The sequence below is a fragment of the Pedobacter mendelii genome, assembly GCF_014635725.1.
Classification (GTDB): Bacteria; Bacteroidota; Bacteroidia; order Sphingobacteriales; family Sphingobacteriaceae; genus Pedobacter; species Pedobacter mendelii.
Window position 1 is genome coordinate 328,766 of the sequence record NZ_BMDJ01000004.1, and the last position, 24,673, is coordinate 353,438.

A 24,673-nucleotide genomic window follows, 5' to 3' on the forward strand; every position below is an offset into this window, starting at 1 on the left:
AATTTTAAGAATCGTAATTGTAATTATTTGCGTTATTTAAAAACCAGTGTAACCAAGGAATATCAACAAACATGAGTACACAAAGTAAGGCCGTAAAAAGTGCCAAATAAAGCATAAACCATTTTCTGGTATATAGTTTTTCAGAGCCCTGAACCGGCGAATCGTCCAACAATCCTATTTTAAGATACCAAGAGAATAACAGCGCAAAAAACGGGAAGCTCACCAAAAGCTCAATTCTATCTTTTATTAAGAATATTCCCATAAAAAATGCACAGGTTATTGCATAAAAAAACATCGATACCAATAAGCTGTTTTCATTATAAATCTTAAATGATTTGCGGTATAAACCAGCCATTTTTGGGTTATCAATTAACCGATATTCGGCAAATCTTTTTGTAGCCATTAAAAATGCACCACCCATCCAATAAGCAATGATTATACTAACAGGAGGGAAGGTGTTAATCCAATTTAGATCCCATTTACTACTGGGAATTCCTAAGGCAGGACTAAAGATAAACCAGCCTGCCGCAAAGCGAATTGGGTTATTTATCGATTCACTTAAAACATCAAGAAATACACGGTCTTTGCTTCTGAATGGTTTCACATTATAAATTATTCCCATTATCAATAAAAATGTAGCTACCGACAAAAATTTAATTGATACAAAAGATGAAAGGGCAATACCTATAATCGCCAAAACTGCATATTCTATGTATACAATTTTAGGATTTATCATGGTTACAACAGATGATCTTTTTCTTTTTAATGGGTGGAATTTATCGAAACCCGCGTCTAAATATTCATTTATAACGTAATTTGCAGATGCTATTAAGCACATACTTACAACACCTAAAACAATTTTGATGATAAGTGCTGAATTGATTGGTGTATGGAAAATAGATAAGGCAAAAAGCATCCCAGGCACCATAAATAAGTTTTTTACCCAATTATCTGGCCGAGCTATGGTAACATATTCTTTTATACCTGCACGTCGGAGTTCAGTTTCTTTTGGCTCCTCTGAAGATTCCGGATCTTGGGGATATGTGATTTTATCGATCATAATGTTTCCTGCTTAACAACATTAAGCACTTGTTTTGAGAGGTTTTCAAATAGGGAATTATTTACACTTACATCATTCACCAATACGAATGGAATACCCGCTGCGTTTGCGCATTCGCCATCCAGTTCCAATCGGTCGCCAATAAATAGGCATTGATTTTTATCTGTAATGCCAAATTCATTACATATAAATGCTAACCCATCAGGATTAGGTTTAAATGCATTGATATGAGCATCAGTTGAACTAACGTATAAATCGGCTTTTAGTTCCATAGCGCTCATCTTTTCTATGGAATCGTAATCAGAATAAATCGCGATACGAATATTTTTTTCGGCAAGTGATTTAAATAAAAGATGAATGCCGGGATATGCGCATGCCTTTAAAAATTGATTAGGATAAGTTAATATCCATTTATTTACAACTTCTTTAATTTTATCAATGGATTGATTAATTTTTTTTTGACACCATATATATTGTTGTTCGTTAAGGTTGGCCCCTTTAAAGCCTTTATTTTTTTCTCTTTCTTTTCTGAAATGGTATAGGATAACTAATTCGTTAATCTTCCAGGGATGAAAAACAAAATACTTCATTAAGGAGAATAGCATTTTTTTTCTGAGAAGGCTTTGATTATATAAGGTACCATCAACATCAAAAACTACTACCTCTAAATTATTCAGAGAGATATTATGCACAGTGGGTGATTTATTTATGTAAAATTATTAAAAATTCCGATATTGCATAAAATCCCGACGGTCTATTTGCATGCCATTCCTATTAAAAAGCGCTCTGAAAGATAAATTCAGTTATTATTTATTTTTATTAATTATAGTTTTAGGCGTATTTTTAAGATTATACCATTACTTCATCAATAGGTCTTTGTGGTTGGATGAGGGATATTTAGCATCAAGTTTGTTAAATTTTAACTTTCAGCAGCTATTAACAAAACCATTAGATTATCAGCAAAAGGCACCAATTGGATTTCTGCTCATTGTAAAATTATTTTTAAATATTTTTGGTCATAATGAGTATGGTTTAAGAATTATACCGCTTTTATCAGGATTATTATCAATCCTAATATTTATTCCAGTTACCAAGTATTTCTTAAAAAGCACAGGTATTTTGGTTGCAATGGCGATTTTATGTATTTCGCCGGCATTTATTTATCACTCTGTAGAGATTAAGCAATATTCTACCGAATTGCTTTGCTCGATTCTATCATTTTGCCTGTTTATTAAATATAGAACACTAAACGGTTTTAAAGAAATAATTATCTGGAGTTTAGGCGGAGCTATTATTCTTTGGTTTTCGTTTTCTGCAATTTTTATATTAGGTGGCATTGGTTTAGGCTTATCGATTTACTATTTGATAAAAAAACAATGGAATATTTTATTTAAAAGTTTAATACCATTTATCACCTGGTTGATAAGTTTTATTTTACTGTTTGTTTTTTTTATTAATAAAACTCCAGATGCTGAATGGGTAGTTAATTGGTTTAGATTTTATGGAGATTTTATGCCATTACCACCTAAATCTGTTTCAGATTTAAGTTGGTTTTTTACAAGCTTTTATAGGATGTTGGATTATCCTATGGGTTTGCTATGGAATTTTGTTGAATCGGGAATGCAAACACATTCTTATGCACCATTGATTAAGATGCCATTTTTACCGTTCATCTTTTTGGGAGCAGGAATTTATTTTTGTTTTAAAAAGTCGCTCCAAAATTTTAATATACTGGTGTTTCCATTGCTATTGGTATTCCTTGCTTCCGGATTAGAACTTTATCCGCTAACAGAAAGGTTCTGGTTGTTTTTAACACCAATCTTTCTGCTGCTAATAGGTATCGGTTTGGACGGTTTAATTAATAAGAGTAAGCCATTAAAAATCATTATTGTTTTCCTACTATTAATCTCACCTGTAATCCAATCCTTTCAATCCATTACAAACAGTGCTACATTTTATAAACATAAAAAATCATATCAAAAAGAGTCATTTGATATGATAAATAAAGAATTTAGAGCTGGAGATGCTGTTTATGTTTATTGGAATGAATTGCCCGGATTTAAAGTTTACTCGATTTTAAAAAAATATAAATTTAATGCTATTGAAGGTCGGGATTTTAGATGGAATTCTAAAAATCTTGCTGAATATAACGCGAAATTGGGCTCAGATTTTAAAAAAATTAAGAATAATAAAAGAGTTTGGGTTATCTTTAACAACAAATTTCTATCAAATGTTGGTGATCCTATTAGCATGCCAAAGTGGTATTATGAAAATAGGAATCTTCCTGCAGCAAATTTGAAAACAGAATTATCAAAAATAGGGAAGTTTATTAAAACATCACATACGGCTGATGTTAGTGTTTATCTCTATCAAATTACAAATCAACCCTACAAAATTAATCCCTAATGATGCGTGTTGCTCATATTATAATGGTTCATAAAAATCCGACGCAGTTGTTGCGTTTGGTAAATCGTTTAAAACACCCAGGATTTGATATTTATATACATTTAGATGAAAAGGTTGATGCTTTGGAATATAAGTTTTTAGAGCATTTGCCGCAGATATATTTCATCAAAAAAAGAGTAAATTGTACCTGGGCTGGCTGGAGTTTTACCAGGGCAATAGTTCAATCGCTTAAAGAAGTTATCGCAACTAAACAGCAATATGATTTTGTCAATTTGATTAGTGGCCAGGATTATCCGATACACTCAGCGGATGAGACGTACAAATTTTTTATTGATAAAATCGGTCAAAACTTTATGCATATAGCTGAAAAAGATTCGCTTTGGTACCAAGAAGGGCGTGATAGATTTGAGAAATTCCACTTTACAGATTCAGGTTTAAAAGGCAAATATCTTTTTCAAAGCGTAGTTAATTCTTTAGCTAAAAAAAGGAAACTACCTGATGATATGGAATTTTATGGTGGTAGCAACTCTTCTTGGTGGACAATCACTCATGATTCTGCAGCTTATGTGGTGAGTAAGCTGTATAGGAATTCGAAATTTCATGATTTTTTCAAATACACATGGGGTTCTGATGAATTTGTTATAGCAACAGTAATCATGAATTCTGAACACAGCAAACATACCAATCATGATAATCTACGTTATATAGATTGGTCTGAAGGTAAGCCTAATCCGAAGTATTTAGGCATCGCAGATTTATCTAAAATCGTTGATTCTAAAATGATTTTTGCAAGGAAATTCGACATCGATTTAGATTCGGCAATATTGGATGAATTGGATAAATATTAATATCTATTTCAATTTCCAAAAAGAACCCTGATAGCGAAATGGTTTAAAGTTTATATAATATTTTTGAGATTCGGATATAAAATCAAACTCCAATTCGTAATTTTTCCTGATTTGATTTTCTAATTTATTTTTACCAAAAAAGATGCAAGGGTATGACGCCTCTATGCCATAAAACACAGGAGGAACCTTTTGAATCGTTAATCTATCCTCTTCGGTATCATTATATCCAACTAAATCGAGCATTAGATATGGTATATTAAATGATTGTAGGTGATTTAGAAGATTATATGGTTCTTTGATATATTGTAAAGTGCTTGAAATCAATAGTATATCAGGTGTTTTCCCATCTGCAATACATTCTTCTATTGTATAATAAAATTTAACATGAGCATTTTCAAATGATTTTTTACCAACTTCTACATAGTTAGATTGCTCGATAATACACCAGTTCAATTCTACTAAGTGTGATAAATACTTGATGCACTGGTAATAGGAGGTTCCTAATGACCCACCAAAATCTATTAGTGTTAATTTATTCCCATTTCTACCAGCAACTAACAGTAATATGCTTAATAAAGTGTGGTTAACTTGTACTTCATCATATATAATACCATCCCTTTCATAAATAGCCACACCATCTCTTACCTTACCAGTTGTTTCTACAATTCTATTTAATATATGACTTTCATCGTAACCCGAACAATGCTCCTTGGCTTCATCAAATGATTTGAAATTACCTTTCCAGCCATATTTGAAACTAAACCAGCGTAATGTATTTAATACTGGTGGAGCAAGTTCTTTTAATAAATAGTGCATCAAATGGATTAATTAAATTGATTTATAATCTCAACAACTTTACGTATATCATTTTCTGTGTGAGCAAATGAGCATGGCAAACTCAATGTAGTAGCATGTATTTCTTCTGATATTGGATAACTCAAATTATTAAGCTGGTAAAGCGCTTGTTGCTTATGTGGAGCAACTGGATAATGGATTTCTGTATCAATATTGTTTGCCGATAAATAAGCTTTTAATCTATCTCTTTCTTTATGCCTAATATTATAAATGTGGTAAACATTATCAAAGTCGTTATCAATTATTGGTTTAATGAAATTCTCATTCAAGTTACTTTGATATATGGAGGCTAAAGTTTTTTTATGGTTATTGATTTCATTTAGATAAGGTAACTTAACACGTAAAAAAGATGCTTGCACTTCATCCAAACGAGAGTTATAGCCAATTATACCATTATGATATTTCTTTTCCGATCCATAATTTCTTAATTGCCTAAGCTTAATATAATCCTCTTCAGTTTTACAAATTATCGCTCCCGCGTCGCCCAGTGCACCAAGGTTTTTTGTTGGATAGAAACTAAAACAACCATATTCACCAAAAGTACCGGCTAGTTTTCCTTTGTACTTCGCACCATGAGCTTGCGCACAATCTTCAACAACTTTTAATTTATTTTGATTAGCTATGTTAACTATAGGTTCCATTTCACAGCATTGACCATATAAATGAACCACCATAATAGCAACGGTTTTTGACGTTATAGCATCCTCAATTTTTTTAGGGTCTATATTGTATGTTTCTACATTTGGTTCGACAAATATAGGTACTAAATCGCATTGTAAAATTGATAAAATGCTGGCTATATAGGTATTTGAAGGCACAATAACTTCATCACCTTTTTTAAAATTACAACACTTTAACGAAAGGATTAATGCATCCAAACCATTGGCAACACCAACCACATAATTTTCATCATGATAATTGGAAAATTCCTTTTCAAATTGTGCAACTTCATTACCAAGTATATACCAGCCACTATTTAAAAAATCGTTAAATTTTAATTTAAACGCTTCTTCAAACGGTTTATTTAAAGCCTTTAAATTCTCATAAGGTATTCTCATAGGGCTCATAAATATAATCTTTGGGGTCAAATGCGGTTGAGGCAAGAACTAACAAAATTGCGTCTTCTGTAAAACTATGCATTATATGCCAATCATTCGGTTCTAAAATTAAGCACTTTTCGGGAGTGTCTAAATCAAATATTTCTGTCTTATGTCCGTCATTGTTAGTTATTTTACAAGAACCTTTGATGCAAATTGCCGCCTGATAAGTATTGTGATGTCTGTGACCACCACGATCTGAATCATCAACTGCATAGATGTAAAACAGGCGTTTAATTTCAAAATCGACAACCCTATCTAGTACTGTTAAAACTCCGCGGCTATCTTTATATGTAGTAAGGTTTATGATATGACCCATGTAAATACCGTAAAGATGGTTAAGAGTTGACTATCAATTAAATCCAATAATTTTTTGCTTTTGGTTTCATTTACCTTTCTGGCGAAAAGCATGTTAGAATTTTTCAAAGCATCAAAATCACTTTCATCTAGCACTTTGGGATTTGCACCTCCTAATGACCAGTCTATATATCTGTAATTTTCGTTTTTAATCTTATCCTTATAAGGAGAATTTAACAGCATGGTTTGAAACACAAACTCGTCACTTCCCCAACATAAGGAAAAGAAATTTATTAATTTTTTATCACTTTCTACTTTGTTAACTACGTACATGGCTGCCTCCGGACTAAGCATCCAGAACATTGATTTGCCATATGGATACAAATTATAGGGCAACTTCCTTTTTGGCATAACATAGTTAATAAAATTCTCAAGAGTAGTTTTCCCTTTAAAACTAAAATTGGTCAAAAAATACTTCTCCATTCTGATTAAACCCTCTTTCCAGTCGTTTTTAATGTCTCTATAGCTTAAAAACTCCTTATCACTTTTCTCGAAAAATTCTGCTAAAAATGCGGCTGGCTTTAAAGGATAATCCTGACCACTTAGAAAATTGATGTACTTATAATCAATTCCTTTATTAACAATTTCTTTAATACATTCGAAGGTTGCCCTTACTGTATTAAATCCTGCCCATTTAACATCAACTCTATTATTTATGAAATATACATTGGGTATTTTTTTTAAAAAAAGGTGAGGATTAATATCGAATTTTTTATCAACATGAATATAAAAATCGAAATTTTCATGCTTCATATTGTTAATCATTCTTTCTGTTTGGTGGGGGTCGGTGTAGGTTAAAATAAGATGGGCTATTCGCATTTTTTCAATTAGGTGATGTAATTATTTAATGTTATTTATCCATTCTGAATACTCAAAATAGCTATTTACACATTAGATTTTAAATTATCAAAAAAGACAATTTTCAAATTTAGGAATATATGTTAGAAAGCGCCTTGGTTTTGGAATAATAATTATTCTTTTCTGTATAATTTAAGATACTTTATCTTCGATGTTTTTAATAAAAGATAAACAAATAACTAGAGATTAAGTTTCATATATATTATTTTGTTGTGGTTATTTCATTATTTTTACCAAATAATGAAGTCAGTATCAATCATCACCGTAAATTTCAATCAGCACCAAGTTAATCTAGATTTTTTAATTTCATTGAAGCAAAACCCGTCTGTATATAATTTAGAAGTTGTTTTTGTGGATAATGGGAGTAAAGAGGAATTTGAGCAGGAGTATAAAGCTATTTATCCCGAATTAATCTATGTCCGCTCTGCCCAAAATCTTGGTTTTGCCGGCGGCAATAACCTGGGGATTAAAAAAGCAACAGGTGATTATTTATTACTTCTAAATAATGATACGGAAATTACTTCCAACACTATTGATGTGTTGGTTAGTGAAATGGAAACTAATGCGGAGATTGGTTTATTATCTCCAATGATTTTGTATTATGATCAACCTGATACCATACAATATGCCGGCTTTACGGAGATGAACTATCTTACCTGTAGAAACAGTGGTATTGGTAGCATGCAGCAAAATAAAGGTCAATTCGATAATGATAGCAGAGAAACCGGGTATTGCCATGGCGCTGCAATGATGTGTAGAAGGTCTGATTTAGAACATGTTGGTTTAATGGCTGCTGAATTTTTTCTTTATTATGAAGAATTAGATTGGTGTGAAAGATTTAAAAAAGCAGGTAAGAAAATATGGTTTACAGGAAAAACTAAAATCTACCATAAAGAGTCGATGAGTGTGGGTAAGGAGAGTGCAATTAAAACATACTTCATGACTCGTAATAGGATGCTATTTATAAGAAAAAACACTGGCATTATTAATTCAGTTTTATTTAGTTTATACTATATATTTATCGCTTGTAGCAAACAAATTATTAATTACCTCTTAAAAAATAGATTGGATTTAGTAAAATGGACATTTAAGGGTGTCTCTTGGAATTTAACTCACACTAAAAACAGTAAAAACTTAGGTTTTAAAATTTAAATATCCCAAATGATTATAGCTTTCTGGATTTCCCTATTCCTGATAATTTACACTTTTGTAGGTTATGGTTTTTTATTATTACTGTTGGTTAAAATAAAAAGACGCTTTACTAAACCCTTTTCCTTTAGTAATGATGCAGAATTACCCACCGTTACCATTCTGGTTGCTGCATGGAACGAAGAAAATATTATTGATGAAAAAGTTTTAAATACAATCGATTTAGATTATCCAAAAAATATAATGCAGGTTATTTTTATAACCGATGGCTCTACGGATGAAACCGCAGAAAGGATAAGTAAATACAGTGAAATTGAGCTGTTGCATGAAGATATTAGAACTGGTAAAATGGCTGCTATTAAAAGAGCTATGCCTTATGTAAAGAACGAAATTTTAGTATTTACCGATGCAAATACCTTTTTGAATAAGGCTGCGATAAATGAACTTGTTAAGCATTACCAAAACCCTAAAGTTGGTGCAGTTGCGGGCGAAAAGAGAATAATGGTCGAAGAACTTGCTGATGCTAGTTCTGCCGGTGAAGGATTTTACTGGAAGTATGAATCTTTATTAAAAAGATGGGATTATGAACTGTATTCTAATGTGGGAGCAGCTGGAGAGCTATTCAGTATTAGAACTTCTCTTTATCAACCTGTTGAATCGGATACGATTATTGACGACCACATGATTGCAATGCGTATTGCTGAAAAAGGATTTATTATCGCTTACGAGCCAAACGCTTATGCTTCAGAAACATCATCGGCAAATGTAAAAGAAGAGCTGAAAAGGAAAATAAGAATGGCTGCCGGAGGTATTCAATCTATTTTACGATTAAAGAAAGCAGCAAATCCTTTTCATTATCCTGTGCTTACATTTCAGTATATATCTCACCGGGTTTTAAGGTGGACAATAACACCGTTTTTATTAATTTTGCTTGTGATTCTTAATCTAATAATTGTGATTAGAACGGATCTTATCTTATATCAAGTAATTTTAATTGCTCAGGTTTTGTTTTATTTATTAAGTGTATTGGGTTGGTTTTTCGAACGTAAAAACATTAAAATAAAAGCATTTTTTATTCCTTATTATTTCTGCATTATGAACTATGCAGTGTTAGCAGGAATGATTCGTTATTATAAAAAGAATCAAAGTGCAGCATGGGAACGTTCGTTGCGAAAAACTTAGAAAGGAAATTATTCCTTCGATTTTAACAAATCATAAACATCTTTACGCACAAAAGTTCTTTTCATCATATAGGTAGAATGAACCATAACATATCCTGCTTTAAGAAGCTGATTTGATGATTTTCTTATTCTAAGCTTATGTGCTAAATCTTTTTTATGGTAAACTTCATCAAACTCAATACAAATAATTTTGATATCGAGTTTGTCTTTTATAATGCTATCAATGACTGTGTATTCAGCGCCTTCAATCTCGATTTTAACTAAATCTACTGACATATGACCAAACTCCTGCATAAAATTCTTTAACTTATCTACAGGTGCTTCTATATAATCGTCAGAATCTTGAAAGAGATAAACAGAATGAGAAATATAATTGTCTAATTGAGGTGCGTAAAATTTTAAGGTTGTTTTTTCATTCCATACACCTTTGTTTACGTATGTTATTTCATTTATCTGTTTGCTATTTAAACGATAAAGGAAATTTTTATCATCAAAAACCCCAAATGTTTCGCCCTTAGCTAATGCATTTGTTAATTTTTTGAAATAGTTTATACCTTCAGGCATTGGGTCAAAAATGAAGACTTTCGAATCGAATAAAACTTTTAGTTCTGTATCAAACGATATATCTTCTCCAGCACCTATACAATAGCATATAGAGTTTTTATCTAAATAATTATTTGGAATGGTATAACCGTGATGTTCAGAACCAACATGAATCAAGTTCTGAAGTGGTTTAACATGCGAGTATGGGTGAAATTTGATTATTTTCTTTAAAGTTTCTTTAAGAGCAGCCATAATTTTGCTTTATTTAGATTTGAAAATTTAAACGATTGTTAAATGGAACGAAATAAGAATTACAAGTAGAAAACCGAAATTTTATTTCAAACTATTTCCAATTTTACAACCAAGCCATGCATAACTATGCATTGTTAATGCTTTAACTAGTCCTTCGCGTCTTTTAAAATCCCAAACATCTTTTAAAAACGGCTTATAATTTTTTTCATTTAACTGGTCAAACGCTACAGAAATGGTAGTGGTTAGCGAGTAAGCTGAATGCCATGTACCAAATGGTATAAATAATGTTTCGCCAGGGCCAACCGTAAAGTTAATTGGTGTAGCATCTCTATATTTAGGGAATTTTTCATAATCAGGCTCAAAAATATTAACTTCCGAACGCCATGGATCATCAGCTCTAGGGTAAAGTAAATCTTCTTGTCCTCTGGGGAAAACTGTAAATTGCTTTTCTCCATATAACTGAGTAATCCATGCATTTAAATGGTAATAATCTAAGTGCAGGTATGGAAATTTACCACCTGGGCCGCCAATAAATAGTTCTGTTGCACTGCCCCAATAACCTTTTTTAAACCATTGACTCTCTAACCAATTTGGTAAGGCATAGTGTAAGTTTAACGGTTGAATGAGCGGTAACAATTCAGGTATATCTTTAGTAATATTATATTTTAATGGATATGGTGCAGGATTTTCGACCGTGCTGTTTTCTACCAAATCAAAAACCTCACTCATGGTATAAGTTTTACCTTCTTTATTTAAAACCCTTTCTCCATAATTTCTCTTAAACCATTCTGGTGAGAATAAGCCTTTAGCTTTCCAAACACTGGAAGCATTTTTAAAAACAACCGGAATACCTGGTTCGTAGAAATTTTTTAAAAATTCCTGGTGCGTGATGTTATCAACTCTTTGAATTTCCATGGGATGAAAATGATGTTTGGAATACAATTATAATTATAATTTTTAGTTTGGGCGTATGCTTTTATTGAGATATTCGGGAAGCTTAAACATTTCTTTCTAAGGAAAATTTATGATGTTAGTTAACGTTTTTAAATCCCAATATTTATAAATGTCTTGATTTTCTGATGATGCTATGCTTAAAAAATATCCATCGTTTAATTTGAAACTTTTTAGTTCGTAAAAAATGCCAAATCGCTCTGTCTTCTCTTGTGTACAATTTATGGTAGGCAGATCGTTTATTAAACCTTCTCCAGTTGCTTTTAATAAGGATTCTTTCCTGGTCCAGAAAAGATAAAAGCTATCTAAGTCTATAATTTTTTTAATTTCTTCTCCATTAAAACACTGATGGATAAGTTCTTGGTAATCTAAAACCGGATTTATAGCCTCGATGTCAATACCAACAGAATATGTGCTAAATGCTATAACAACATAGTCTCCACTGTGGCTTATATTAAAATTTATATCATTTATATATGGTTTTTTGTATTCACTAAATTCAAAATGTATATCTGCAGGCTTCTTATTCATCATTTTAGCCAATATCATTTTGGTGCAAAATTTACCGATAACATATCTTTTAGTATCGCTTTCTTGTTTAAACTTACTTGCTTTATTTAACTCATCATCCGTTAAAACTAGCATAAAATGCTCTTTAATTATTTGATAGATATCAAGGGAAATTTTGAAAATATTGACATTTTTTTTATCTATAAGTATGCTTTCCTCATAATCTTCCCATAGCAGCTTATTATTTATCAGGTTGCTCAATTTATTTAATTAGTAGTCAATTCTCTTTAAAACTTCATTTAATTTATCTGACAAAATTTTAACATATTCAGGTTTAAAAAATTGAAGGTGGGCAAGCGGGATATCGATTATAGATAATTTTCCATTGATGTATGGTTCCCATCCATTTGTTTTAGCATATGGTACGTAGCTTAATAAAATGTCATTTGATTTAAATAAATGTACATCTACATCATATTTTTTAATTTTATATTTTTTAAAGGCTTTTGCATGTACAGATTGAATGTTGCCTAACACATATTTTGGGTTTGATAAATCTTTTTTAGTCGGTTTTATTTTTTTATAAATATTGTACATGGTGCCTAAGCTAAAACTCACTTTATGGCGAAGGAATTCTTTTGGATGTTTGCATAGATAAAGAAAGCCAAAGCCTACAAATTTGAATGTCCAATCTATAATTTCTATGTGATTGTTTTTGCTAGCCAATTGTATATAACTTTCTCCATCAAAATAAGTATCTAAAAGTCCTAGAAAAGAAACCTTTTTGCCCATTTTTTTCATTTGATGGGACATTTCTAATGCAATTGTTCCGCCAGATGAGTAGCCCATAACTAAATATGGTCCGTTAGGATTATTAGCTATAATTTCATTAACATAATCTGCAGCAATTTCTTCTATTGTATTAGATGGTTCAATTTCAGGATTTAAACCCTTAGGTTGCAAGCCGTATATTGGTCTATCAGGATCTATTTCTTTAGCTAACGGCTTAAATACAATAATATTCATGCCCTGTCCATGAACAATATATAGAGGTGCTTTTGTGCCAGATGATTTGATTGGAATTAGAGAATCCCAATTGATGTCTTGTTTTGACTTATTTAATTGTTGCGCAAATTTTTCTACAGTGGAATTATCAAATAGAATTGAGAGCGGCAATCGTAGATTTGTTTGCTTTTCTATTTCTACCATAACTTTTATAGCAATCATAGAGTGCCCACCAAGCTCGAAAAAATCGTCTTTTATACTGATTTTTTCAAGATTTAGGTTTTTTGCCCAAATATCAGCAACAAGTTTTTGCATTTCATTTTGTGGCTCAACAAATCCTTCTATATCTAGCTGATTTCCTGCATTGAACTCCGGTAGTGTCTTTCTGTCAACTTTACCGTTTGAAGTTAAAGGAAGTTTATCGAGCTCAACAAAGATTTTAGGAACCATGTATTCTGGCAGTTGCTTTCTTAGAAACTGAACTATTTCATCTCTATCAAAATTACTGTTCAGCACTACATATGCAACTAGCTCCTTTTCTCTTTGCGCAACTTCTACAGCAAAAACCGCGGATTGCTTTATATTATGATGCTTTTGTAATGCATTCTGAATTTCTCCCAATTCTATTCTATTGCCTCTAATTTTAATCTGGTCGTCAATTCTGCCTAAGTATTCTATATCTCCGCTGGCTAGCCATTTAACCAAGTCGCCGGTTTTGTAAATCTTTTCTTCATTCCTGTTATTCGGGTTTTTTATAAATACGCTATCAGTGAGTTCATCATTATTAAGATACCCTTTTGCCAGACCTAAACCACCAATATAAAGTTCACCAGGAACACCGATTGGACAAATTTTTAAATTTTTATTTAATACATAGATAGAAGCATTTGAAAATGGTTTACCAATTGGAATAATTACGGGATAATCATAGTTTTTATCAACCAAATGGATCAATTTACCTATTGTGGTTTCTGTCGGACCATAATGGTTCACAATTTGACAAGATGCATTTGAAGCTTTTATTAGCTTGATGTATTCTGCAGGCAATGCTTCACCACCAAACATTAAAATCTTATGGGGTGCTAATAATCGCTTTTGAGACATTAAAAACTTCCATTGAGAGGGAACAATTTTCAGAAAATCAATTGGATTATCAGTAAAATACTGATGAATATAATCGGCATTGTTGAATCTGTCTTTTGCGAAAATATGAAGTTGAGCAGCTAATGTTAGCGCACTAAATAGGGTAGTATTGCCCAAATCGGTTGAAATTGCAGAACCAAGTGCAAAACTTTTGCAGCCTTCTAACCCAGGAATTTTATTTCTTAAGCCAAATAGGTAATCAGTTAATGCAATGTGCTGAATCATAACACCTTTTGGGTTTCCTGTTGAACCGGAAGTATAGATGATATAAGCTAGAGAATCGGGATCAGAAACTAAGGATGGTTTTGATGAGTTTTCTTTCCAAGCAGGAGATGTATGATCATCTATGGCAATTATTTCTAGAGCTGGTAATTCATTGAGTTTTTTAGCAGTTACGCCGTCACCAATGATGAGTTTAGAGTTTATTTCATCAGTAATAATTTTAATGCGGCAAATAGGATATTCCGGATCTATTGGAACATATGCACAACCTGCTTTTAATATTCCGAATATCCCTATAACTGTTTCCAAAGATGGATGTATGCAAATTGGAATTAGTCCATTTTTTGGTAAACCTTTTTTTAAAATATAATTAGCGAGTTGATTAGCCTTTATATTTAATTCTTTGTAGGATAGCGATTTACCTTCGCATACAACAGCAATGTTGTTAGCTTTGGTTGTTGCTACATTTTCAAATAAATCAAGGATGGTAAGGTTTTGAGGGAAATTTAGGCTTGATGGTGTTATGTTTGGAAAGGGATTTACATTTGAAACGGTATCAGCAATTAACGTATCAGGATTATCGGAAATAACTGTAAGCAATGAAACGAAATCATTCATCATTCTATTTATCGTTTCAGAAGTAAACAGCTGTGTATTATAAGCCCATTCAAAAATCATCGAATCTTTTGAGCCATTAACATTTAATGAAATTTCGAAGGTTTGTGATACTCTAGGATTTGATATAATTTGATGCCTTAAGCCTGAAAAATTAACAGCATCATCCATGCCTCTATCAACATTAAAAACAACAGGAACCAATGGGATATTGGCTTTGTTCCTTTTAATATTTAACTTTTTTAATAATTCGCTAAAAGTTAATCGCTGATGATCATAAGCATCCAGTATTTCATTTTTTCTTTTTAATAAGTAATTTATGAATGAAACATTTGGGTTTATTTTACTACGTAATGGCAATAGATTAACACAATGACCAATTAAATTTAAATTTTCAGATGCCAATTGCCCAGCTGCTGGTAAACCCAAAACTATATCTTCCTGTCCGGTTTGGTTATACAAAAAAACTTCAAACGCAGCAATTAAGGTAGATACAACACTACTTTTTGATTTGACTGACAGGCTTTTAACTGAATCATAAAGTTGAGCATCTACTACATAATCATTTCTTTTACCCTGGTAAGTTCTGGTTGTTGGACGGCTAAAATCTAAAGGCATATCTAATACAGGAACATCATCTTTAAATAGATTACGCCAAAATTCCTGGGTTTGAATATATTCTTTTGTGCGACTAAAAGCTACCTGCTCAATTGCATAGGTACTTATTTGATCTGGAGCTTGAAGTGTAGATTTAATTCCGCTTAAGCAAGCATTGTAGCAAGTGCTTAAATCTTCGAGAATAATTCCCAGCGACCAGCCATCTCCAATAATATGATGAATGATTATGGTAAAGTAATGCGTTTCGTCATCTAGTTTATGAACAAATAATTTAAATAACGGACCATCGTAAAGTTGAAAAGGAATACTAATCTCTTTTTGTACAAAAGCTTTTAGTTCTTCTTTTATCAGAGCTGAATCAATATGGGAAAAATCATTAAAAATAATTTGGTCATCTACCTGATTGTAAACAATTAAGTTCTCGCCATCTTTAGAAATTGTTGATCTTAATGCTTCATGACGAGCAGTAACCATATTTACAGCTTCTTGGAAAGCCGCGAAGTTAAATCGACCACTTAAATTTAAAGAAACAGATTCGTTATATGCTAAATTTGCAGCATCGCCGCCGATGATGCATGATAACCAAATCTCTTTTTGAGATTCATTTAAAATAATAACTTTTTCAATTTCTTTTCCCTCTTCAAAAGGGTTAAAATCTACTTCGATTAAGTTAGCCTCTGCCATTTTCATTAGCTAAGTTTAACCTGAAGGTATTTTCCCTCTTGATTTGAATCCTGCACGAACCAGGCCGGATTTCCTTCTCTATCTTTACCAAGTTTGGCGCCCGTAACTGGTGGGTTATTTTTATCAACAACCACCTCATCAATCTTAAAATTATTATTTACCTTATTTACTGATGGGAAAAATCCTGCTTCAATCATTTCATCCATACTTTCTACAAAGCAGCTAATTATGCTATCGATGTTTTGGTAAGTTAATGTTTCTGTAATGAAACAAGGAAAACCATCCAACACATGAATTCCTTTTTCACGCATCAAAACAAACATCAATTCGCTGTATGGAATTTCTTCATGATATTTTACTTTCCATAGCGAACCATAATTTGCTACATAAATTGGTAGTTTTCTTTTATCAAATTCTGCATTAACTGCTTTTGCTAAGTAAGCACCTTTATCGTTTAAATCTTGTTGCAAAGAAGGACCTTTTTCTTTCATGTAATTTAACGATGCTTTTGCAGATGCAAGCGCTAATGGATGCCTTACAAATGTTCCGGCAAAATAGGTTACACCAATTTCTGGATATGATCCATCACCATATTCCCAGTTACCACCATCTAATGCATCCATTAAATTGCTGTTACCAGCAATTACGCCAATTGGTACACCTGCCCCAATAACTTTACCGTATGATGCGAGGTCAGCCTTTATGCCAAATAATGCTTGTGCACCACCTGGATGCATTCTAAAACCAGTGATTACTTCATCAAAGATTAATGGAATACCAGCATCAGTTGTGATTTGTCTTACCTTTTTTAAAAATTCTATTGGCACAAATTCTGGCCTTCTGCTTTGTACAGGCTCTACCAGCACTGCTGCAATTTCGTTTGCTCGGTCTTTAATAATTGCTAAAGATTCATCGGTTCCGTAATCTAGAACCAAAATGTTTTGAACGGCCTCGGGCATAATACCTGCAGCTGCTGGAAACGACTTTAATTTTTTCGTTCCTCTAACCAGAACTTCATCTATAATTCCATGGTAAGAACCTGTAAATGCAACGATTAATGAACGGGCTGTTACTGTTCTAGCAATACGAATACAGCCCAAAACCGCTTCAGAACCTGTACTACAAAGTGCAGCTCTTTCAAATCCGGTAAATTCGCAGATTAATTTACTAACTTCTGCCGCCAATTCGTGTTGAGGACCAACTTCATAACCTTTTTCAATTTGTTCATGCATGGCATTCTTAATCACCTCAGGCTGATAACCTAACATGTTCGATCCAAATCCATTTAAAGCATCGATGTATTCATTTCCATCAATATCCCATAATTTACTTCCACTCGATTTATTTACGACGATTGGGTAAATGAGTTCTTTAGTTGCTGGCCTGAAGCCTGATACAACTCTGGGGTCGGCCATGTACGACCTACTATTCTTTGTATATTCTTTGCTTTTTACGGTCTTCTTATTATAACGTTCGGTCAAATTTGAAATAAAATTTAATTGTTTTTGATTTAAATCATTCGATTGACGTTCAATTCTCGGCGTAGCTCCGAAAGGTTTCTGGATTTCTGCCTTTTCCTCAGCTGATAAATCAGCATCTAGAGCTTTTGGTAGGTTGTTATTATTGTTGTTGTTTAAGATGGTTTGTTGAACAGGTACATTAGTTGTAGGCGTTTGTCCTTGCATTAAAAGTACTTGTTTTGAAAGTATTTCTAGTTGCTGAGCGATTAGACTTAATGCACTATCATTACCTACAGAATTATGGTTGTTCTGTTGAGAATAGTTAAATGAAGATGTAGTGTTAGCTGCAAATTGATGATTATTTTGACTAGAAACAGGTAATGGAGTATCCTGTGGAGTGTTCTCATTTAAATATTTAACTAATGATTCTACCGATGGATATTCTTCATTTAATTTTCTGAAAGTAATTGGTAAGTTAAATTCACGCTTTAAAGAAATTGCAACTTGGGTTAATAGTAAAGAGTCTAAACCCAATTCAAGGAAATTTCTTCCCGAATCGAGTTCATTAATTTCAATACCTGATGCATCTTCTAATATTCGTTTTACTTTAGTTGTCAGGTTGGTAATTCTCATCTCATTCGTATTTAGAGGGATAATTTCAGGCGATTCATCTTTTAGAATAGTCTGTTCTTTTGCAAAGGTTTTAGTTGTCAACGGTTCAACCCAATATCTTTTTTTATCGAATTGATAGGTTGGAATAGTGATAATCTTTCTTGATTGTTCGGCATAAAAACTTTGCCAATCTGGAGTTATGCCATTAAGCCACAATTGGCCTAAAGCATGCAGGAGGGAAGCATATTCGTTATCCTTATTGCTTAAGCTTGATAGTACAATAGCTTTGGTAGATTTAGCAGCGGCAATTTGTTTAGTTAAAGCACTTGTTACCGTTCCTGGACCAATTTCTATAAAAACAGTATTATCACCATCAAGTATTGTTTCTATTGCTTTTGAAAATTGAACAGTTTGTCTTAAATGATTTGTCCAATAATCAATACTTAATGCCTCGTTTTCAGTTAATGTATGACCTGTTACAGTTGATATAATTTCTTTATCGGGAATGGATAAGGTTATTTGAGATACAATTTCTATGAAATCACTCAATATTGGGTCCATCATTGATGAATGAAAAGCATGGCTGGTAAGCAAAGGCTTATTAGCAATTTCTGCTCTATCTAATATTTGGGCCAATTCGGCAATTTGTTCAAATGAACCTGCAACAACACATACTTTTGGGCTATTTATGGCAGCAATAGATAGTTCGCCAAATAACAAACCTTTAACTACGTCACTATTTTCTCTAACAGAAAGCATGGCACCTGCTGGCAATTTACTTATTAGCCGTCCGCGGTTTGCCACCAATTTTAAACCATCCTCTAAAGAAAATATGCCTGCCAAATGTGCGGCAACATATTCGCCAACGCTATGTCCGCATAATTTGGTTGGCTTAATTCCCCAACTTATCCAAAGTTTAGCTAAAGCATATTCGGTAACGAAAAGTGCTGGCTGCGTATATTTCGTATCTTTTATATTTGCATTCGAGAGCTCATTTATTTCTTCAGGATAAATAACCGTTCTAATGTCTCTATCAATATAGCGTTTCAGAATTCCGGCACATTCATCAATTGCAGCTTTATACACCGGTTCTTCTTTATAAATTGATAAACCCATATTCAAATACTGTGCACCTTGACCTGGAAAAGTAAATACAATTTCCTCCGGTATTTCGGTTAAAGTATTGCTGTTGTATATATTGTTCTGTGCTAATAATTCTTTTGATTGGTTTACTGAATCTGAAACTATAAAACTGCGGTAATTGAAATCTGTTCGGGTTTTTTGTAGCGTATAAGAAACATCAGCAAGGATTTGGTCTGGTTTATCAGTTAGCCAAGTATTTAATGCTTTTGCATAGTTTTCTCTGCTAATTACAGAATTTGCAGACCAAGTGATTAACTCAGCTGGCTTGGATTTAGAAGCTTCCTGTTCAATATTTTTATATTCTTCAACAATTACATGAACATTGGTACCACCAACGCCAAAAGAACTCACACCAGCAATCCGATTTTTATTTTGCCAATCAGTAAGTTGTGTATTTACATAAAAAGGACTGTTAGAAAAATCAATGTTATGGTTTGGGGTTTTATATCCAAGAGATGCAGGGATTTTTTTATAAGTGAGAGCTAAAGATGTTTTAATCAATCCGGCAACGCCTGCAGCATGGGTTAGGTGACCAAAATTGCTTTTAACAGAACCAATTGCACAATATTGCTTTTCAGTTTGCAAGCCAAAAGCATCAACTAAACCTTCAAATTCAATGGGGTCGCCAATTGGTGTGGCGGTTCCGTGAGCTTCCACGTAACTAATTTCAGATGCACTAATACCTGCATCTGAAATCGCAGCACTTATTGCTCCAGCTTGACCTTCACTACTTGGTGCTGTAAAACTACTTTTAGCAAAACCGTCATTGTTTACACCAACACCTTTAATTACGGCGTAGATTTTATCACCATCTTTTAGGGCTGCATCTAATTTCTTTAACAAAACGGCTCCAACACCATCACTAAAAACCGTCCCTGTAGAATTATTATCAAAAGGTGTGCAATGTCCATCTGCACTTAACATGCTACCTTCTTGATAGATATGGCCGCTGTTTATGGGCGAAGTAATGCTAGAACCGCCTGCAATGGCAATTTCACACTGGTTGGCTCTTAAACTATTAACAGCTGTTGCAACGGCTAATAATGAAGTAGAACAAGCAGAGTTTACACTAATTGCCGGGCCTTTTAAGTTTAAATGATAGGCCGTTCGAGATGCTAGATAATCTTTATCATTTACTGATAAGACCTGTGTTTTACCTTGGTTTTCAATTAAATCAGGACGGCTTAAAACATTGTTTTCATAATATGTATTGTTACCATTGCCGGCAAAAACGCCAATTACGGCATTTTGCTTGGATGGCAAATAGCCTGTTGTTTCCAATACCTCATTCGCTATTTCAAGGAATACTCTTTGCTGAGGATCCATCAACTCTGCTAGTTTTGGGTTTATTCCGAAAAAAGAGGCATCAAATTTATCTGCATCAGCTATTATTCCTCTAGCTTTAACGTAAGAAGAATCACTTTTTAAATAATCCGGTATGCTTTTATCTAGCTCTACTTCAGAAAAAAATGTCGTTGTTTCTCTTCCTTCTACTAATAAACTCCAAAATTCTTCTATAGTATTTGCACCAGGAAATTTTGCAGCCATCCCTATAATTGCGATATCTCTTGAATTATCTGAAAAGCTATTTTCTTGCTTTAATTTGCTTTCAATTGGATTTTTATCTAAAAAATTAGCTATTTCTGCAACCGTTGGAAATTGATAAAGCTTAGTTACAGGCAAAATATAATTAAACTTTGATTTTAATTCGGCAACTGTTTTTTGAGCCAGCAAAGAGTTTCCACCAAGTTCAAAGAAATTATCATTTATACCAATTCTATCATAACCAAAAAGATGCTTAAAAACGGCTGCAATTTCTAATTCTTTTTGCGAAGATGGTTTTTTAAAAATTATGCTAGAATCTGGTCTTTCGCTACTTGGTATCGGAAGTAGTTTTCTGTCAACTTTTCCGCTTGTAGTTTTAGGAAATTCAGAAAGCCATACAAATGCCGATGGAATCATATAATCGGGCAATTGCTGTGCAATTAGCTCTTTTAATGTATTTCCTTGATAATTTGTTTGGTCGCCAATTAAATAGGCCACCAAAATTTGCCTGCCAGGTAAATCTTCTCTTAAAAGAACTGCAACCTGACTGATGTCTTTTTGTTGTGCTATGGCTACTTCGATTTCTCCAAGTTCTACCCGATAACCTCTTATTTTAATTTGCGAATCTCTTCTGCCCAAAAATTCGATGTTTCCATCAGCAAGTTTCAGAGCTAAATCCCCAGTTCTGTAAATTCGGTTATTAGTGGAGGGCTGTGTAACAAATTTTTCATTTGTTAATTCTGGTAAATTTAAATAACCCTCGGCAAGGCAAATGCCTTCAATGCATAATTCTCCGGTTTCACCATCAGGTAATTCATTTAGCTTTTCATCTAGAATGAAAATGTTTGTATTGTAAATAGGTTTACCAATATTTGGTAGGGCAGGCCATTCGGTAGGATTTCCTGATAACTTCAATTCAGTTACTACATGAGCTTCAGTTGGCCCATATTGATTGTATAAAATTGACCCTGGAATATTTGAAAAGAAATTTACAACCTGTGGTGTAACTTTAAGCTGTTCACCAGCTGTCATTACCTCCTTCAAAGATTGCGGATAAAGATTGTTAACCAATGCACTTTCTGTTATGGATTGCAGTGCAACAAAGGGTAAAAATATCCTATTAATTTCTTGTTCGGAAATTAAGTTGAGGAGCATAAATGCATCCAATCTTACATCTTCAGAAATTAAAATTAAGTTTCCGCCTGTAATTAATGTTGCAAAAATTTCCTGAAATGAAACATCAAAGCTTAGAGGAGAAAATTGTAATGTTTTGGTGTTTACCTTTGCTAAAGATTTTTCCTTTTGCCACAAGAGTAAATTAACCAATGCACTTTCACCCATGCAAACACCTTTTGGGTTTCCTGTTGTGCCTGATGTATGTAGTATATAAATCAGCCTGTTTATATCTGCTTCAATTTGCAAACCCTCATATGGTAGGTTTATGCTTTTTTCCACACAATCTTCTACAAAAAGAATTTTGCAGCTTAAATCCGAGTATTTAGCTTCATGATTTTTAGAGATAAGAAAAAGTTCTGCTTCTGAATTAGCCAAAACAAATGCTGCTCTTTCCCTTGGGTAGCTAACATCAACGGGAACATAAGCACTTCCTGATTTGATGATGGCCAGCAAACATACTATTACATCAATAGAACGCTCTGTAGAAATTGCAATTCTAGAACCAGGTTTAATATCGTTTGCAATAAGAAAATGAGAAATTTGATTTGCCTTCTTATCCAAATCAACATATGATAAGTTTACATCTTCAAAAGTAAGTGCTATTTCATGTTGATGATTTTTTACGGCATCATTAATCAGCTCATTTAAAGTAAGTGTTGTGTTATTTGAAGAATTGATTAGAGACGAAAACATAATTTTAAATTATATCAAAAAAAGTTTAAAATACCCAGATTAAGATTTTAAACTTCTTCTCTAAAATTTAATATTTAAATATAAAGTATCAGATTTAACAAGTAATATGGGTACTTCCGAAAAAATTCGGATATTTTGCATAAAAATAGCAGAATCAAATAAAAATGCTTTTAAAGCAAAAGAGCGGTAAAGGTGATTAAAAAATCTTTCTGGAAATCTTAATCCTATTGTTTGGTATTTAGTCATGATTGAGAGTTATCAACTTAAATTCACATTACTAAGCCGTATATATAACAACGACATATTTAATAGGGTTAAAAAATAAAAAGCCAATATACGTTAGTTTACTGATATGGGTCGAAAAACCAACATAGTATTGAAACTAATTATTCAAGTAACAAATATAACAAAAACACGTATATCTACATATTAAATATTTAAATATTATGCAATTTGATTATCTCTAATCTTATTCTAATGTATCTTAAACCAAATAATTGATATAATGGCTGGTATTAAAATGAAATAAATACAAACTAATTTCATCAAAACTAATAAAAAATATTTTTGGTTTTATATGGTTCAAAAAAGAGAAAAGGGTTTAAATCCATAAGCCCCAATAAACCAAACAAACTATTTATGAAGTTTAAATAAAAACATCTGGTAAATAATTTGATTAAAAAAAAAGAGATTAAAATTAATTAATCCCTTTTTTGAGTTAATTTAAATCGTCCCGTTGATTTATTCCTAACAAGACAAAAATCTCTAAATATTAGTTTCAAAACAATACCAATTATCTGGTATTTTTCATTTCTAAATGTGGAAGAGATTTAGCTGGTTAGGTTGATGTAGGTAAGGATTAAATTTATATTCTTCTTCTTTATCTTTATGATTTTCAATAAAGTATAATGGGCTTTCTTCATATCTTGATGCGATACTAACTGAAGTTTTACCGGCAACAGCTTTAAACAAATTTTCTACCAGCGCAGGATCATTATTATCTTTAGATAAATGACTAAGTAAAAGATGACTCATAAATTCGGGCTTATAAGTTTGAAAAAGTGCTAAAGCCTGATTATTGGAAAGATGGCCTTTGCCGCTCGTAATTCTTCTTTTTAAGTGATATGGATAATTGCCATTTTCAAGCATCCCGACATCGTAATTCGATTCTAGAAATGCGGCATTACATTTTTTAAATTGAGTGATTAACCTTTCGCATACTGAACCAATATCGGTAAATACACCAACTCTAACCTCATTACATTCAATACTAAAGCTATACGGATCTGCTGCATCATGGAATTTTGAAAAAGCAGATACTTTTAAATCGCCAATCCAAACCGGATCTAAGTGGTTAAATGTAAAAATGTTATTTTCATTTAACATCAACTTACTACTTTTTAACGTATTTACTGTTATGTAAACCGGAAGATTGTATTTTTTTGATAAAACGGTAAGACCTTTTATATGGTCGCTATGTTCATGAGATATGAAAATAGCTTTAACTTTATTTAACGTTAAACCAAGTCTGGCCATTCGTTTTTCAATTTCTTTACAAGAAATTCCGACATCAACCAATACAGCTTCGTTATTGTTGCCAACATAATAACAATTACCGTTACTGCCTGAATTTATAGATGTGAAGTATAGTGCCATTAGCGTTTACTAAGGTAAGCTATTTCAACTTGAA

The 24,673-nt window shown here is 32.6% G+C and carries 16 protein-coding genes; 4 read left to right on the forward strand and 12 right to left on the reverse strand.

Annotation, left to right across the window (positions count from 1 at the left end; all coding sequences use genetic code 11):
• Window positions 1–4: 4 nt before the first annotated feature.
• The gene (locus IEV50_RS09540; protein ID WP_188413471.1) at window positions 5–1,060 is read right to left on the reverse strand and encodes a UbiA prenyltransferase family protein; all 1,056 of its coding nucleotides are present in this window, start codon (window positions 1,058–1,060) and stop codon (window positions 5–7) included.
• Window positions 1,057–1,752, reverse strand: a complete 696-nt coding sequence (locus IEV50_RS09545; protein ID WP_188413473.1) for an HAD family hydrolase — start codon at window positions 1,750–1,752, stop codon at window positions 1,057–1,059. Before IEV50_RS09545 ends, IEV50_RS09540 begins: the two co-directional genes overlap by 4 nt.
• Before the next feature lie 70 nt (window positions 1,753–1,822).
• On the opposite strand from IEV50_RS09545, the gene IEV50_RS09550 reads away from it, so the two are divergent.
• Window positions 1,823–3,466, forward strand: coding sequence for a glycosyltransferase family protein (locus IEV50_RS09550; RefSeq protein WP_188413475.1), 1,644 nt, complete (start codon window positions 1,823–1,825; stop codon window positions 3,464–3,466).
• A complete protein-coding gene (locus IEV50_RS09555) occupies window positions 3,466–4,314 on the forward strand; it encodes a beta-1,6-N-acetylglucosaminyltransferase (RefSeq protein WP_188413477.1) in 849 nt (282 codons plus the stop codon). Before IEV50_RS09550 ends, IEV50_RS09555 begins: the two co-directional genes overlap by 1 nt.
• 3 nt (window positions 4,315–4,317) lie before the next feature.
• Here IEV50_RS09555 and IEV50_RS09560 read toward each other — a convergent pair whose 3' ends face one another.
• Genes IEV50_RS09560 through IEV50_RS09575 form a run of 4 tightly spaced genes read right to left on the reverse strand, consistent with a single transcriptional unit; the run spans window position 4,318 to window position 7,442 of the window.
• Window positions 4,318–5,130, reverse strand: a complete 813-nt coding sequence (locus tag IEV50_RS09560; protein ID WP_188413479.1) for a methyltransferase, TIGR04325 family — start codon at window positions 5,128–5,130, stop codon at window positions 4,318–4,320.
• Window positions 5,131–5,138: 8 nt separating this feature from the next.
• The gene (locus IEV50_RS09565; RefSeq protein WP_188413481.1) at window positions 5,139–6,236 is read right to left on the reverse strand and encodes a DegT/DnrJ/EryC1/StrS family aminotransferase; all 1,098 of its coding nucleotides are present in this window, start codon (window positions 6,234–6,236) and stop codon (window positions 5,139–5,141) included.
• Window positions 6,211–6,585 carry a sugar 3,4-ketoisomerase gene (locus IEV50_RS09570; RefSeq protein ID WP_188413483.1) on the reverse strand — a complete coding sequence of 125 codons (375 nt, stop codon included), beginning with the start codon at window positions 6,583–6,585 and terminating at the stop codon, window positions 6,211–6,213. Before IEV50_RS09570 ends, IEV50_RS09565 begins: the two co-directional genes overlap by 26 nt.
• Window positions 6,570–7,442, reverse strand: a complete 873-nt coding sequence (locus tag IEV50_RS09575; protein ID WP_188413486.1) for a beta-1,6-N-acetylglucosaminyltransferase — start codon at window positions 7,440–7,442, stop codon at window positions 6,570–6,572. The genes IEV50_RS09570 and IEV50_RS09575 overlap by 16 nt, the downstream gene beginning before the upstream one ends.
• A 279-nt stretch (window positions 7,443–7,721) precedes the next feature.
• Here IEV50_RS09575 and IEV50_RS09580 point away from each other — a divergent pair, with 279 nt between their 5' ends.
• Window positions 7,722–8,633, forward strand: a complete 912-nt coding sequence (locus IEV50_RS09580) for a glycosyltransferase family 2 protein (protein WP_188413488.1) — start codon at window positions 7,722–7,724, stop codon at window positions 8,631–8,633.
• A 9-nt stretch (window positions 8,634–8,642) separates the two neighbouring features.
• Window positions 8,643–9,812 (forward strand): glycosyltransferase family 2 protein, encoded by a 1,170-nt coding sequence (locus IEV50_RS09585; RefSeq protein WP_188413490.1) that lies wholly within the window; start codon window positions 8,643–8,645, stop codon window positions 9,810–9,812.
• Window positions 9,813–9,820: 8 nt separating this feature from the next.
• Here the strand turns inward: IEV50_RS09585 and IEV50_RS09590 are convergent, their stop codons facing one another.
• The 6 genes from IEV50_RS09590 to IEV50_RS09615 form a co-directional block, all read right to left on the reverse strand.
• A complete protein-coding gene (locus IEV50_RS09590) occupies window positions 9,821–10,606 on the reverse strand; it encodes an FkbM family methyltransferase (protein ID WP_188413492.1) in 786 nt (261 codons plus the stop codon).
• Window positions 10,607–10,687: 81 nt separating this feature from the next.
• Window positions 10,688–11,521 (reverse strand): cupin-like domain-containing protein, encoded by an 834-nt coding sequence (locus IEV50_RS09595; protein ID WP_188413495.1) that lies wholly within the window; start codon window positions 11,519–11,521, stop codon window positions 10,688–10,690.
• Window positions 11,522–11,617: 96 nt separating this feature from the next.
• The gene (locus tag IEV50_RS09600; RefSeq protein ID WP_188413496.1) at window positions 11,618–12,328 is read right to left on the reverse strand and encodes a 4'-phosphopantetheinyl transferase family protein; all 711 of its coding nucleotides are present in this window, start codon (window positions 12,326–12,328) and stop codon (window positions 11,618–11,620) included.
• A gap of 9 nt (window positions 12,329–12,337) precedes the next feature.
• On the reverse strand, window positions 12,338–16,354 hold the full coding sequence (locus tag IEV50_RS09605) for a non-ribosomal peptide synthetase (RefSeq protein ID WP_188413498.1): 4,017 nt from the start codon (window positions 16,352–16,354) through the stop codon (window positions 12,338–12,340).
• Between the two features lie 5 nt (window positions 16,355–16,359).
• The gene (locus IEV50_RS09610) at window positions 16,360–22,983 is read right to left on the reverse strand and encodes a polyketide synthase (RefSeq protein WP_188413500.1); all 6,624 of its coding nucleotides are present in this window, start codon (window positions 22,981–22,983) and stop codon (window positions 16,360–16,362) included.
• Window positions 22,984–23,796: 813 nt separating this feature from the next.
• Entirely contained in the window at window positions 23,797–24,639 is an 843-nt protein-coding gene (locus IEV50_RS09615; protein ID WP_188413502.1) for an MBL fold metallo-hydrolase, read from the reverse strand.
• Window positions 24,640–24,673: the final 34 nt, after the last annotated feature.

What these genes read in the sequence shown, in the direction of transcription:
- IEV50_RS09540 (WP_188413471.1), bottom strand. Translation starts at nt 1,060, where the DNA reads ATGATCGATAAAATCACATATCCCCAAGATCCGGAATCTTCAGAGGAG.
- IEV50_RS09550 (WP_188413475.1), top strand. Translation starts at nt 1,823, where the DNA reads ATGCCATTCCTATTAAAAAGCGCTCTGAAAGATAAATTCAGTTATTAT.
- IEV50_RS09555 (WP_188413477.1), top strand. Translation starts at nt 3,466, where the DNA reads ATGATGCGTGTTGCTCATATTATAATGGTTCATAAAAATCCGACGCAG.
- IEV50_RS09560 (WP_188413479.1), bottom strand. Translation starts at nt 5,130, where the DNA reads ATGCACTATTTATTAAAAGAACTTGCTCCACCAGTATTAAATACATTA.
- IEV50_RS09565 (WP_188413481.1), bottom strand. Translation starts at nt 6,236, where the DNA reads ATGAGCCCTATGAGAATACCTTATGAGAATTTAAAGGCTTTAAATAAA.
- IEV50_RS09570 (WP_188413483.1), bottom strand. Translation starts at nt 6,585, where the DNA reads ATGGGTCATATCATAAACCTTACTACATATAAAGATAGCCGCGGAGTT.
- IEV50_RS09575 (WP_188413486.1), bottom strand. Translation starts at nt 7,442, where the DNA reads ATGCGAATAGCCCATCTTATTTTAACCTACACCGACCCCCACCAAACA.
- IEV50_RS09580 (WP_188413488.1), top strand. Translation starts at nt 7,722, where the DNA reads ATGAAGTCAGTATCAATCATCACCGTAAATTTCAATCAGCACCAAGTT.
- IEV50_RS09585 (WP_188413490.1), top strand. Translation starts at nt 8,643, where the DNA reads ATGATTATAGCTTTCTGGATTTCCCTATTCCTGATAATTTACACTTTT.
- IEV50_RS09590 (WP_188413492.1), bottom strand. Translation starts at nt 10,606, where the DNA reads ATGGCTGCTCTTAAAGAAACTTTAAAGAAAATAATCAAATTTCACCCA.
- IEV50_RS09595 (WP_188413495.1), bottom strand. Translation starts at nt 11,521, where the DNA reads ATGGAAATTCAAAGAGTTGATAACATCACGCACCAGGAATTTTTAAAA.
- IEV50_RS09605 (WP_188413498.1), bottom strand. Translation starts at nt 16,354, where the DNA reads ATGGCAGAGGCTAACTTAATCGAAGTAGATTTTAACCCTTTTGAAGAG.
- IEV50_RS09610 (WP_188413500.1), bottom strand. Translation starts at nt 22,983, where the DNA reads ATGTTTTCGTCTCTAATCAATTCTTCAAATAACACAACACTTACTTTA.
- IEV50_RS09615 (WP_188413502.1), bottom strand. Translation starts at nt 24,639, where the DNA reads ATGGCACTATACTTCACATCTATAAATTCAGGCAGTAACGGTAATTGT.